The sequence below is a fragment of the Flavobacterium bernardetii genome, assembly GCF_011305415.1.
Classification (GTDB): Bacteria; Bacteroidota; Bacteroidia; order Flavobacteriales; family Flavobacteriaceae; genus Flavobacterium; species Flavobacterium bernardetii.
Map to the genome: position 1 here is coordinate 14,312 of NZ_JAANOQ010000008.1, position 12,543 is coordinate 26,854.

The 12,543-nt window shown below is 32.3% G+C and carries 12 protein-coding genes; 4 read left to right on the plus strand and 8 right to left on the minus strand.

The features are described 5' to 3' along the window. Window positions 1–4 precede the first annotated feature (4 nt). The 4 genes from G6N05_RS13215 (at window position 5) to G6N05_RS13230 (ending at window position 5,189) form a co-directional block, all read left to right on the plus strand. Window positions 5–1,873 carry a proton-conducting transporter transmembrane domain-containing protein gene (locus G6N05_RS13215; protein ID WP_166130380.1) on the plus strand — a complete coding sequence of 623 codons (1,869 nt, stop codon included), beginning with the start codon at window positions 5–7 and terminating at the stop codon, window positions 1,871–1,873. A gap of 78 nt (window positions 1,874–1,951) precedes the next feature. Continuing rightward, window positions 1,952–3,559 (plus strand): SulP family inorganic anion transporter, encoded by a 1,608-nt coding sequence (locus tag G6N05_RS13220; protein ID WP_166130385.1) that lies wholly within the window; start codon window positions 1,952–1,954, stop codon window positions 3,557–3,559. Window positions 3,560–3,562: 3 nt separating this feature from the next. Beyond that, window positions 3,563–4,327, plus strand: coding sequence for a DUF2490 domain-containing protein (locus G6N05_RS13225; protein ID WP_166130389.1), 765 nt, complete (start codon window positions 3,563–3,565; stop codon window positions 4,325–4,327). Between the two features lie 109 nt (window positions 4,328–4,436). Further along, window positions 4,437–5,189 (plus strand): DUF2490 domain-containing protein, encoded by a 753-nt coding sequence (locus G6N05_RS13230; RefSeq protein WP_166130393.1) that lies wholly within the window; start codon window positions 4,437–4,439, stop codon window positions 5,187–5,189. A gap of 91 nt (window positions 5,190–5,280) precedes the next feature. Here G6N05_RS13230 and groL read toward each other — a convergent pair whose 3' ends face one another. The 8 genes from groL to miaB all read right to left on the minus strand — a co-directional run bounded on the left by groL (window position 5,281) and on the right by miaB (window position 12,518). Next, window positions 5,281–6,906 (minus strand): chaperonin GroEL, encoded by a 1,626-nt coding sequence (gene groL / locus G6N05_RS13235; protein WP_166130397.1) that lies wholly within the window; start codon window positions 6,904–6,906, stop codon window positions 5,281–5,283. Between the two features lie 130 nt (window positions 6,907–7,036). Then, window positions 7,037–7,312, minus strand: a complete 276-nt coding sequence (locus G6N05_RS13240) for a co-chaperone GroES (protein WP_166130401.1) — start codon at window positions 7,310–7,312, stop codon at window positions 7,037–7,039. A 136-nt stretch (window positions 7,313–7,448) separates the two neighbouring features. Further along, on the minus strand, window positions 7,449–7,787 hold the full coding sequence (gene secG, locus G6N05_RS13245) for a preprotein translocase subunit SecG (protein ID WP_166130404.1): 339 nt from the start codon (window positions 7,785–7,787) through the stop codon (window positions 7,449–7,451). Between the two features lie 10 nt (window positions 7,788–7,797). Further along, window positions 7,798–8,637 carry a tetratricopeptide repeat protein gene (locus G6N05_RS13250; RefSeq protein WP_166130408.1) on the minus strand — a complete coding sequence of 280 codons (840 nt, stop codon included), beginning with the start codon at window positions 8,635–8,637 and terminating at the stop codon, window positions 7,798–7,800. A gap of 59 nt (window positions 8,638–8,696) precedes the next feature. Then, complete coding sequence (locus G6N05_RS13255) at window positions 8,697–9,200, minus strand: LptE family protein (RefSeq protein WP_166130412.1); 504 nt, start codon at window positions 9,198–9,200, stop codon at window positions 8,697–8,699. A gap of 91 nt (window positions 9,201–9,291) precedes the next feature. Further along, complete coding sequence (locus G6N05_RS13260; protein WP_166130415.1) at window positions 9,292–10,563, minus strand: sigma-54 interaction domain-containing protein; 1,272 nt, start codon at window positions 10,561–10,563, stop codon at window positions 9,292–9,294. 57 nt (window positions 10,564–10,620) lie between these two features. Continuing rightward, on the minus strand, window positions 10,621–11,004 hold the full coding sequence (locus G6N05_RS13265; protein WP_166130419.1) for a GxxExxY protein: 384 nt from the start codon (window positions 11,002–11,004) through the stop codon (window positions 10,621–10,623). Between the two features lie 59 nt (window positions 11,005–11,063). Further along, window positions 11,064–12,518, minus strand: a complete 1,455-nt coding sequence (miaB, locus tag G6N05_RS13270; RefSeq protein ID WP_166130423.1) for a tRNA (N6-isopentenyl adenosine(37)-C2)-methylthiotransferase MiaB — start codon at window positions 12,516–12,518, stop codon at window positions 11,064–11,066. Window positions 12,519–12,543 lie beyond the last annotated feature (25 nt).

Consider the following 12,543-nt stretch of genomic DNA (forward strand, 5'->3'; position numbering starts at 1 on the left):
GAGGATGACAAATGAATTTTTATTAGTATTTATCATTATTCCTATTGTAGGATTTTTGATTAGTTTTTTTATTCCTGAAAAGAAAGAGTCTTGGCTATCTTGGACGGCATTTACAACCGTTTTTGTTCAGTTTTTAGTGCTATGCGTTTTTATTTCCTATTGGATAATTAACGGCAGCAAAGATTTAAATTTATTCGAAATATCATTAGTCAAAACAAATGACTACGACTTCTTTATAGATTTTTATTTCGACAAAGTAACTGCGGTATATTTATTCATCGGTGCTTTATTAACCTCAATGATAACTACATATAGTCGCTATTATTTACATCGAGAAAAAGGATACAAACGCTTTTTTATAACGGTTTTATTCTTCTTTTTTGGATATAATTTAGCCATTTTATCAGGAAATTTTGAAACCTTATTTATCGGTTGGGAAATTATCGGAATTTCATCATTCTTACTAATTGGTTTTTACCGAGAACGTTATTTACCTGTAAAAAATGCTTTCCGAGTATTTTCAATTTATAGAATTGGTGATGTGGGAATTATTTTAGCGATGTGGGCAAGTCATCATTTGTTCCATGAAAACATCACTTTTATCCGACTACATAATTACGAATTGGTCAACGAACATTTGCAAAATCACACCTTAATTGGTTCGTTTATTGCCTTATGTTTGGCGTGTGCAGCAGCAGTAAAATCTGCTCAAGTACCTTTTTCTTCTTGGTTACCAAGAGCTATGGAAGGTCCTACACCATCAAGTGCTATTTTTTATGGTTCCCTTTCGGTGCATTTAGGTGCATTTTTAATGTTACGAACCCTACCTTTTTGGGAACACCAAACGTCTATGCGAATTGCCATTGGCGTAATGGGTTTCACCACAAGTATCATTACCACATTAATTGCTAGAGTACAATCCTCCGTAAAAAGTCAAATTGCTTATAGTTCGATTTCTCAAATTGGATTGATATTTATTGAAATTGCATTAGGATTCGAAACATTAGCTTTATTTCATATCGCTGGAAATGCGTTTTTAAGAACCTATCAATTATTGGTTTCACCATCTGTGGTAAGTTATTTAATCCGAGAACAATTTTACAATTTCGTACCTAAACAAGTAAGCAAAAGTATCCTTCCTAAAAAATTAGAAAATGCTTTATATGTTTTAAGTATCAACGAATTTTATTTGGAAAAAATAATTAGAATTTTCCTTTGGAATCCATTAAACACAATTGGTAACAAATTAAATTTCTTAAACTTAAGAAAACTATTCTTCTTGTTTTTAAGCACGTATTTAATTGGAAGCATCACTTTGTATTACAAAAATTCCATTCCAAGTTATGTGACTAATTATTTGCCTGAAATTTTTGCTGCGATTGGATTAGTATTCGTATTCAAAGCCTTTTCAGAAAGAAAAAGTCCGTTTGTAGCTTGGTTGCTAATTGTTTTTAATCATTTCTGGATTGTGTTAGCCATTTTGTTTAACGAAAAAGTAAGTTATTACGAAATATCCCTTTATATCACAGGAATTGTAATTGCGGGAACAATTGGTTACATCGCTTTATTGAAATTAAAAACAATGGAAAAAAGAATTTTATTAAGTCAACATTCTGGACACGTTTATGAACATCCAAAATTTGCTTTCTTTTTCTTATTAGCAGCACTTGGCGTTACAGGTTTTCCAATTACTTCCACTTTTATTGGCGAAGATTTATTGTTTAGCCATATTGAAAGTCACCAAGTAGTTTTAGCTTTTTTAGTGGCAAGTAGTTTTGTGGTTTCTGGAATAGCTGGCGTTAGAATTTACACCAGACTTTTCTTAGGTACACACATTAAAACCTATCACGAATTACCTTATAAATCATCATAAATAGAAACAAGATTATAGACGAAAGATAATAGACTTTTCGCAAATATTTAAATTATCAATATAAACACATTCATTTATATGAACTCAAAAATAAAAAAAATCCTCCCAGCAGACGGAATTGCGGGATTAAAAGAAAATTTCTCATCAGATGCCATATCTGGTTTTATCGTATTTTTATTAGCGCTTCCTTTAAGTTTAGGAATTGCCAAAGCATCAGAATTTCCACCAATTATGGGATTAATTACTGCCATTATTGGTGGTTTATTAGTCAGTTTAATTTCTGGTTCACGATTAACTATAAAAGGTCCAGCTGCTGGATTAATTGTAATTGTAGCTAGCGCAGTTGCCGAATTTGGACAAGGCGATCCAATTTTAGGTTGGAAATTAGCCTTAGGCGCCATGGTAATTGCGGGTTTTGTTCAAATTTTATTTGGTGTTTTAAAACTTGGAAAACTTGCCGATTTCTTTCCGCTTTCGGCCATTCATGGCATGTTAGCCGCCATTGGAATTATTATTATTGCGAAACAAATTCCAGTATTATTAAATGACAATCCAGCTTTGGCAAAAGGGAAAGGTCCGTTAGAATTATTAGCTAACATTCCGAATTTCATTATGAATTTAGACTATAAAGCGACTATTATTGGTGTGGTGAGTTTAGCCATTATGTTGGGTTGGCCATACATCAAAAACAAGTATATCAAAATGTTTCCAGCGCCGCTTGTAGTTTTATTATTCGCTATTCCAGCTGAGTTATATATGGATTTCGCTCATACAGAACCGGCTTATTCTTTAGTAAAAATTGGAAATTTAGTAGATAACATTAATTTCAACGCTAGTTTTGAAGGAATTTCACAAACAGGAACATTTATTAAATTCGTGATTATGTTTGCTTTGGTTGGAACTTTAGAAAGTTTATTAACTGTAAAAGCTATTGACTTAACGGATCCTTTCAAAAGAAAATCGAACGCTAATAAAGATTTAATTGCTGTTGGAATTGGAAATGTTTTCGCTGCTTTTTTAGGTGGTTTACCAATGATTGCTGAAGTAGCACGTAGTTCTTCAAATGTGAACAATGGTGGAAAAACACGTTGGGCGAATTTCTTTCATGGTTTTTTCATTTTAGCTTTTTTATTAGTCGCTTCACCCTTATTAGAAATGATTCCGAATGCCGCATTAGCAGCCATGTTAGTTACGGTTGGAATAAAATTAGCACATCCGAAAGAATTCATTCATACCTTTGAAATTGGAAAAGAACAATTAGCCATATTTTTAGTGACTATTTTCTTTACTTTATTTGAAGATTTATTAGTCGGTATCGCTGCTGGTATGATTTTAAACATGATTATTCACTTATTACACGGAACTCCAATTTCATCATTCTTTAAAGCACCTACAGAAGTCGCTTTCGAAGGAAATGAGTATTTAGTTACGATTAGCAAAGCTGCGATTTTCACCAATTTCTTAGGAATTAAAAGAAAATTAGAAGAAATTCCATACGGATTTAACGTTACAATCGATTTAAAAAAGACGAAAATTGTAGACAATTCTGTTATGGAAAACTTAGAACATTTCGTTCATGATTATGAATCTAACGGAGGAAAAGTTACCATTAAAGGATTAGAAAATCATACCGCTTTTTCAGCACATCCAAAATCGTCAAGGAAAAATTTAAATTTTGTTCATTAACAAATGAAAAGATATATTCATTTCTTAGTAGCTCTAGTTGGGCTACTAGGAATTCTGTTGCCAAATAGTTCTAGCGCACAGACCAAAACAAGCAACAACGATGTTTGGTTTCATTATGTTGGAAAAAATATGTTAACCAAAAAGTTATCGTTTACATTAGAAGCTACCATGCGATATGCAAATGGAGTTTCTGAAAAACAACAATATTTTGTGAGACCATCCTTTGATTATCAGTTTACTAAAAAATTTAATGGTAGCATTGGTTATTCGCATTACAACACGTATGTATATGGAAGTCCGGCTTTAAATAAAAAAGATATTCCTGAAGATCATGTTTGGATTCAAGGAACATTTGTTCACACGAAAGGAAAATTTAAATTCACGCATCGTTTAAGAGATGAAAATAGATTTGTTGGAATCGCAGTTAAAAACGGAACCGATTATTCAATTGATCGTTATGAGTATAGAAACAGATTGCGATATATGTTTTTGATGAATTATACTTTAACGAAAAAAGAAGATAAAGTAAAATTATTTGGAATTGTAGGAAATGAAGCTTTTTTTAATTTGGGTTCAAACGCCGGAAAAACCTTTTTTAATCAGAATAGAATTATTGGAGGTATAGGTTATAATATTGATAAAAACCAACAAATTCAACTAAGTTATATCCATCAAAACATTTGGAATTACTCCAATACTTTACAAGAAAGTAATCCAACTATTAGAATATCGTATATAACGAATTTAGATTTCAGCAAAAAAGAATAAATAGAGTTTAGTTATAATGCGAAAAATCCGTCTTGATTTATTTCTTGACGGATTTTTTATGCTCATATATTTAATTATAAATCTTACTTTTATAGGATAAAATTTAAAAATGAATTTGAAACACAAAATAGTAGTTGTCTTGTTCTTTATGTTTTCAGTAACATTTGCACAAAAAACAATTCAAGGTCAAGCCATTTGGGTCGCCTATACAGGACAATATAAACTTACCAACAAGTTTGGTGCACATTTAGAAGTTCAATGGCGTGGCGATGCTAATTTTGAGCAAAACAGACAAAATTTATTCCGAATTGGCGGCATGTATTACTTAAACAATCAAATTACGATAAGTGCGGGTTACGGATTGATAAAAACATTCAAACCTTCTTTAACCGATTTTTTTACAGAAAACCGAGCTTGGGAACAAATACAATACAATCATAATTGGTCTGAAAATAAAAACGTAATGTCTCATCGTTTTCGTTTAGAACAGCGTTTTGTAGACAATATTGTTTTAAATAGTGACGATGAAGTGGTAGTTGAAGCAACGAATTATCAAAACCGATTGAGGTATTTAAACCGAAATTTGTTTCATTTATTTAAATTTAATGATGACAGAAATAAAGCGTACGCCATTTTACAAGACGAATTCTTTTTTAATTTAGGAGACAATAAAGTGAATGCAAATTTCTTTGATCAAAACAGATTTTTACTTGGCTTCGGAATTAATTACGAAAATACAATCCGACTTGAAGTTGGTTATTTAAATCATTTGGTAACTCCAAGTACTGGAAACAACACAATGAATCATAATGTTTCTATGAGCATTACACATAATTTAGATTATACGAATTCGAAGAAGTAATAAAGTTTCTAAAAAACAAAAAACCGTCCCGATTTTATCAGGACGGTTTTTTTATACTTCGTAAATCTAAAATCGTAAATCTAAAATTAGACTACATCATTCCTGGCATTCCTCCGCCCATTGGACTTGGACCCGCATCTTCTTTAATTTCGATTAAAGCACATTCTGTAGTTAAAATCATTCCAGCTACTGAAGCTGCATTTTCTAAAGCTACACGCGTTACTTTTTTCGGATCGATAATTCCAGCAGCTAACATTTGAACATATTCTCCTGTTTTAGCATTGAATCCGAAATCACCTGAACCATCAATCACTTTTGCAATAACTACAGAACCTTCTCCGCCAGCATTTTCAACAATTGTACGTAATGGAGATTCGATTGCTTTGTTTATAATTTGAATTCCTGTTGCTTCGTCAGCATTTTCTGCTTTTAAATTTTCTAAAGCATTTTTAGCTCTCACTAAAGCCACTCCACCACCAGCAACAATTCCTTCTTCCACAGCAGCACGAGTTGCATGTAACGCATCGTCTACTCTGTCTTTTTTCTCTTTCATTTCTACTTCAGAAGCCGCACCAACATACAATACCGCTACTCCACCAGCTAATTTAGCCAAACGTTCTTGTAACTTTTCTTTATCGTAATCAGAAGTTGATGTTTCCATTTGTGCTTTAATTTGGTTGACACGACCTTTAATTAAGTCGGCTTCACCAGCACCATTTACGATAGTAGTATTATCTTTATCGATAGAAATAGTTTCGGCAGTACCTAACATTTCTAAAGTTGTGTTTTCTAATGAATACCCGCTTTCTTCTGCTATTACAGTTCCACCAGTTAAAATAGCGATGTCTTCTAACATAGCTTTTCTTCTGTCTCCAAATCCTGGAGCTTTCACAGCAGCAATTTTTAATCCACCACGTAATTTATTAACTACTAAAGTTGCTAACGCTTGTCCGTCAACATCTTCTGCAATAATTAACAACGGACGACTAGATTGTGCAACTGGCTCTAAAATTGGCAATAACTCTTGTAAGTTAGAGATTTTTTTATCGTATAATAACACATAAGGATTACTTAATTCCGCTACCATTTTATCAGCATCAGTCACAAAATATGGAGATAAATATCCTCTGTCAAATTGCATTCCTTCTACAACATCTACGTAAGTATCTGTTCCTTTTGCTTCTTCCACAGTGATAACACCTTCTTTTCCAACTTTCGTGAACGCTTTAGCGATTAAGTCACCAATCGTTTCGTCGTTGTTAGCAGAAATAGACGCTACTTGTTTAATTTTTTCAGAAGAATCACCAACTGATTGAGTTTGTTTTGCTAAATCGGCAACAATTGCTTCGACAGCTTTATCGATTCCACGTTTTAAATCCATTGGATTTGCTCCAGCAGCTACGTTTTTCAAACCTTCTTTTACGATAGCTTGAGCTAAAACCGTTGCAGTTGTAGTTCCGTCGCCAGCTAAATCATTTGTTTTAGAAGCTACTTCTTTTACCATTTGCGCACCCATATTTTCTAATGGATCTGCTAATTCAATTTCTTTTGCTACAGAAACTCCGTCTTTAGTCACTGTTGGTCCACCAAATGATTTTGAAATAATTACATTTCTACCTTTTGGTCCTAAGGTTACTTTTACTGCGTTTGCTAATGCATCAACACCACGTTTTAATCCGTCACGTGCTTCTATATCGAATTTTATATCTTTTGCCATTGTAATTTTTGTTTAAAGTTTAAGGTTATATTTGTTTAACGTTGAACAACCCATAAATCAATTTTAATAAATAATATTTTCAGAAATTAAAGCTTATTAACTTGAAACTTTAAACCTGAAACTAAGAGTTTTATAATATTGCGTAAATTTCGTCTTCTCGCATAATTAGGTAATCTTTACCTTCGTATTTTAATTCTGTTCCTGCATATTTACCATATAAAACAGTATCTCCAACTTTCACAGTCATAGTGTAATCAGTTTTACCAGTTCCAACGGCAACAACAGTTCCTTTTTGAGGTTTTTCTTTAGCTGTATCTGGAATAATAATCCCTGATGCAGTAGTTGTTTCTGCAGCAGAAGGTTCAATTACTACTCTGTCTGCAATAGGTTTAATATTTAATGACATAATTATATGAATTATTAGTTTATTTTTCGCTTTTGATGTTGTCAGAAATTGTGCCAAACGCAATTTTTGACAAATTTACTTAAATGAAAATGCCAGCACTGACAGGCTGGCATTTTATAATATGAATGGCAAAATATTATTTTGCAGAATCTACTGGTTTTGCAGCAGGAGTTGTAGCTGGTGCTGGAGTCGCTGACTTCTCAGTTGCAGGAGCAACATTTTCGTCAACTAATTTAGAACCACCTGTACTTCCGTTGAAACTTAAAGTTGATAATAAGATTAATAAAATTAATGTACCTCCTAAAACCCAAGTTGTTTTTTCCAAAAAGTCGGTAGTTTTTTGAACACCTCCCATTTGACCACCACCACCAAAAGATGAAGACAAACCTCCACTCTTAGGATTCTGAACCATAATAGTTAAGATTAATAAGAAACATACGATGATGATTAATGCTAAAAAAATTGTAAATGACATAACTTCTGTATTAATTATTTTGTTGTAAAATTTTTATATTTTTTATTCGGTCTGCAAAGAAACTACTTTTTTCTGGATATTTCAAAATTAAAATATCATAAGCTTGTATGGCTTTGGTATATTTTTTTTGTTCGAGATAAATTTGAGCCAAAGTTTCCGTCATAATTGACGAAGGCATTTCATTGCTTTTGGCCACATTTACTGGCACTGACGTGCTATCTTTTGCTTGAGGAATTTTCGGATTTAGTTCAATAAATTTTTCAATTAAGTCGAATTTTTTTTCTAATTCTGAAGACACTTCAAGTTGTTTTTCTTCTTGTTCACGAACAATTGGTGAAATTTTAGACAATTGTAACCATTCTGAAAAGGAATGTGTTTCATTTTTTTCGAAATGCAATGGTTTTCCTATTTGCAATTCGGCTTCTACAATTTCGTTTTGTGTTTTTGGTTCTGCACTTGCAACAAATTCTGTTCGAATAGTTGTATTAACTTTAGAAATCGCATTCAAATCAACAGTTAAACCTTCCTCCACTTGAACCAATTCAAAGTCAGCTACAATTATATTCTGAATTTCAGCTTGGTATTTATCGTATACTTCTTGTTGAAAAATTTTAAAATCGTCGGAAGTAACAAAATCGAACAACACACTTCTATCTGTTGTATGAGCTGCTGTTTTCTTTAATTCGTAATTATATCTGAAACTTTCCTGATTATACAATCCCTTTAAATACAAAGCACGAGCACTTTGATAAAAAGGAAATTCTTGCACAATAGTTTCTAGTATTAACGTTTGTTTGTCGTTAATAGCCTTAGAATTATTGAGTAAGTTGATGTAATCGTTTGTGTTCATTTTTATAAAAGAGCCAAGTAAAAAGTAAAAAGGTTAAAGTGTGAAATTTTGAAATTAAATTACCATTTCGCTAAAGATTCATTAAAGATATCTTGAGTGATACGTCCGTAAATACCTTCTAAAGCTTCATTTAATACTTCTGAAGGTAATTTATCTGCGGGATAATCATGATAAAACGAAAAACGTTTTTCAAAATTATCTTCTTCTGTGTTTTTACTTGAATATCTGACATTAATAGTAATTGTCATTCTGTTTTGAGAGGATTCTTGTGCCGCATTGGCCGACATAGGCGTGATACGATATTCTACAATTTCACCTTCATATAACAAATCGCCACCAGAAGTTACTAAGTCTAAATTGGTTTGATTTAAAATAGTGTTTTGCAATTTTTGTGTAAAAGTTCTTTCGATTCCAACTTCCACAATTTCAGCATTATTTGTAAAATAATTTACTTGAAATGTTTTGGCATTTATTTTTCCTGTTCCTGTAAAATTATATTTCACATTACAACCAACAAGTGTAAACAAGGTTAAAATTGCAATTATTTTTATCTTTAATTTCATATGCGGATATTATTGTTTTTTTAGGACATATGGTATAGCTTTTATATCTGTGTTTGCAAGCAAACGCTTTGTTTATGGCTATTTCATTATTTTACAAATCAAATTGTTTAATTTTTCTGTATAAAGTACGTTCAGAAATACCTAATTCGTCAGCCGCAGCTTTTCTTTTTCCTTTATTTTTTTCTAACGATTTTTTAATTAATTCTATTTCTTTGGCTTCTAAACTTAACGTTTCCGTTTCGTCTATCGTTTCTGCATACAAGTAATTGTTATTGAAATCGTCATCGTCGTCCTCAAATTCTTCTTGTTCTATTTCCTCTTCTTCAGGCAAAACCTTGATCTTCGATTCTTGTTCAAAAATAGTATTTTTTTCTTCAGAATTGCCATAAATTTTCTGAATCAACGATTTATTATTTTCCTGAACTTTTGCTGTTCCATTTTGCATCAATTCTAATGTCAGCTTTTTCAAATCGGTTAAATCGCTTTTCATATCGAATAAAACTTTATATAAAATTTCGCGTTCGTTACTGAAATCTGAAGTGCTTTTTTTCTCGCCAACTACTTGTAATGAATTACTTTCTGCACTTGGTAAATACGATTTTAAAGCTGCTAAAGAAATATCTCTATTCGCTTCCAAAACCGAAATTTGTTCTGCCGAATTTCTCAATTGACGGATATTTCCGCTCCAGCGATAATGCATTAAATAATTCACCGCATCATCTGATAATTTAATCGGAGGCATTTTATATTTGTGCGCGAAATCAGCTGCAAACTTGCGAAACAACAAATGAATATCTTCTTTTCTTTCGCGTAAAGCAGGCAAATTAATTTCAACAGTGCTTAAACGGTAATATAAATCTTCACGAAATTTCCCTTTTTCAATCGCATCTAACATGTTCACGTTAGTAGCAGCTACAATTCGAACATTTGTTTTTTGTACTTGCGAAGAACCTACTTTAATAAATTCACCATTTTCTAAAACACGTAATAAACGTACTTGAGTTGTTAACGGCAATTCCCCTACTTCATCTAAGAAAATAGTTCCGCCATCGGCCACTTCAAAATACCCTTCACGAGTTCCTGTAGCGCCAGTAAATGAACCTTTTTCATGTCCGAAAAGTTCCGAATCAATCGTACCTTCTGGAATAGCACCACAGTTTACCGCAATGTATTTTCCGTGTTTTCTGTGTGATAAAGAATGAATGATTTTAGGAATACTTTCTTTTCCCACACCACTTTCACCTGTGACCAATACAGAAATATCTGTAGGCGCAACCTGAATGGCTTTTTCTACGGCGCGATTGAGTTTTGGATCGTTTCCAATAATCTCAAAGCGTTGTTTTATGTTTTGAACTGATTCCATATATGTTACGAAGCAATTTCGTTTATTTATTAGCCGCGAATTTTCGAATTTATCGAATTATTTTGTACTTACTAATCGTTTTCTTTCTAATGAAGCTTTATTGAAATTTACAATTAATCCAACATCTGCATCTGCTAACTTTATATAATTCAATGTTTGAGCAATATGTTCTTTAGATATTTCAGTTACAGATTTTATTTCAAGAATAATATCTTCAAAAACTATAAAATCTGCATAAAATTTATGTGGAAGAACTATTCCTTTATATTCAATTTTGAACTCTTTTTCGCGTTCAAAAGGAATTCCTCTTTCTTTAAATTCGATTTCTAAAGCATCTTTATAAACAATTTCCAGCAATCCTGGTCCCAAACTATTATGAACTTCAATACAAGCACCTATTACTTTAAAGGTGTCTTGATTTCTATAATCTTCTAAACTCATTATTTCGTTATCAATATATTCGAAAAATTCGAAAATTCGTGGCGTATATTTTTTATTTTCTAATTCATTATCTCAGAATATCCAACTGCTTCCCCAATTAAGGTTCCACTTGTACAATCAGATATTTTTACTAGTACAAAATCTCCTGGTTTATAATTTTCTTTTGGAAAAACAACAACTGTACTTTGTGAATTTCTTCCACTCCATTGTTTGTCGGAACGTTTAGAATCTTTTTCCACTAAGACTTCAACAGTTTGTCCTACAAAACGTTGTGTGCGTTCTAAAGCAATACGTTGTTGTACTTCGATAATTTCTTGTAAACGACGTTTTTTTACTTCTTCAGGAATATCATCTTCCATTTTTCTGGCTGCTAAAGTTCCTGGTCGTTCCGAATACGAGAACATGAATCCGAAATCGTATCGAACATATTCTAATAAACTTAAGGTATCTTGATGATCTTCTTCAGTTTCTGTAGGGAAACCTGCAATAATATCTTGCGATAAAGTAATATCTGGAATGATTCTGTAAATATTATCCACCAACGTAATATATTCTTCACGAGTATGTTGGCGATTCATTTCTTTCAAAATTCTGGTACTTCCACTTTGAACGGGTAAGTGAATGTAATTACAGATGTTATGATGTTTTGCCATCACTTCAATCACTTCAAGATGCATGTCTTGTGGATTTGAAGTTGAAAATCTAAAACGCATTTTTGGAAATTGCGTCGCACATCTGTCTAACAACTGAGCAAAATCTACCGAAGTTGCTTTTTGCATATCACTTGCTTTTTCGAAATCTTTTTTCAATCCGCCACCATACCAAAGGTAACTATCCACATTCTGACCTAATAAAGTAACTTCTTTAAAACCTTTACTCCATAAATCGGCAATTTCTTCAATAATACTTTCTGGTTCACGACTACGTTCACGACCACGAGTGAAAGGCACTACGCAAAACGTACACATATTATCGCAACCACGAGTTATCGATACAAATGCTGTAATTCCGTTGCTACTTAAACGTACTGGTGAAATATCTGCATAAGTTTCTTCACGAGAAAGAATTACGTTTATCGCATCACGACCATCTTCTACTTCTCTTAATAAATTTGGAATATCTTTGTAAGCATCTGGTCCTACAACCATATCAACAATTTTTTCTTCGTCTAAAAATTTTTCTTTTAAACGTTCTGCCATACAACCTAAAACCCCAACTTTCATTTTTGGATTGATGTCACGTTTTACAGCATTATACATTTGTAATCGCTTACGAACGGTTACTTCTGCTTTATCTCTAATGGAACAAGTATTTACTAAAACCAAATCGGCTTCTTCTAAAACTTGGGTAGTATTATATCCTTCATTAGCTAAAATAGAAGCTACAACTTCACTATCAGCAAAGTTCATTTGACAACCATAACTTTCTATAAATAACTTTTTTTGGTTTTCTTTTTTTGTTTCCAAAACCATCGAAGTTCCTTGTTTGCTTTCTTCTATAACCTTTTCTTCCATAACCAGTATTATAATTTTATTTTCG

Bases quoted from the DNA above. Each gene is read 5' to 3' on its own strand.
- G6N05_RS13215 (WP_166130380.1), top strand. From the start codon at position 5: ATGACAAATGAATTTTTATTAGTATTTATCATTATTCCTATTGTAGGA.
- G6N05_RS13220 (WP_166130385.1), top strand. From the start codon at position 1,952: ATGAACTCAAAAATAAAAAAAATCCTCCCAGCAGACGGAATTGCGGGA.
- G6N05_RS13225 (WP_166130389.1), top strand. From the start codon at position 3,563: ATGAAAAGATATATTCATTTCTTAGTAGCTCTAGTTGGGCTACTAGGA.
- G6N05_RS13230 (WP_166130393.1), top strand. From the start codon at position 4,437: ATGAATTTGAAACACAAAATAGTAGTTGTCTTGTTCTTTATGTTTTCA.
- groL (WP_166130397.1), bottom strand. From the start codon at position 6,906: ATGGCAAAAGATATAAAATTCGATATAGAAGCACGTGACGGATTAAAA.
- G6N05_RS13240 (WP_166130401.1), bottom strand. From the start codon at position 7,312: ATGTCATTAAATATTAAACCTATTGCAGACAGAGTAGTAATTGAACCT.
- secG (WP_166130404.1), bottom strand. From the start codon at position 7,787: ATGTCATTTACAATTTTTTTAGCATTAATCATCATCGTATGTTTCTTA.
- G6N05_RS13250 (WP_166130408.1), bottom strand. From the start codon at position 8,637: ATGAACACAAACGATTACATCAACTTACTCAATAATTCTAAGGCTATT.
- G6N05_RS13255 (WP_166130412.1), bottom strand. From the start codon at position 9,200: ATGAAATTAAAGATAAAAATAATTGCAATTTTAACCTTGTTTACACTT.
- G6N05_RS13260 (WP_166130415.1), bottom strand. From the start codon at position 10,563: ATGGAATCAGTTCAAAACATAAAACAACGCTTTGAGATTATTGGAAAC.
- G6N05_RS13265 (WP_166130419.1), bottom strand. From the start codon at position 11,004: ATGAGTTTAGAAGATTATAGAAATCAAGACACCTTTAAAGTAATAGGT.
- miaB (WP_166130423.1), bottom strand. From the start codon at position 12,518: ATGGAAGAAAAGGTTATAGAAGAAAGCAAACAAGGAACTTCGATGGTT.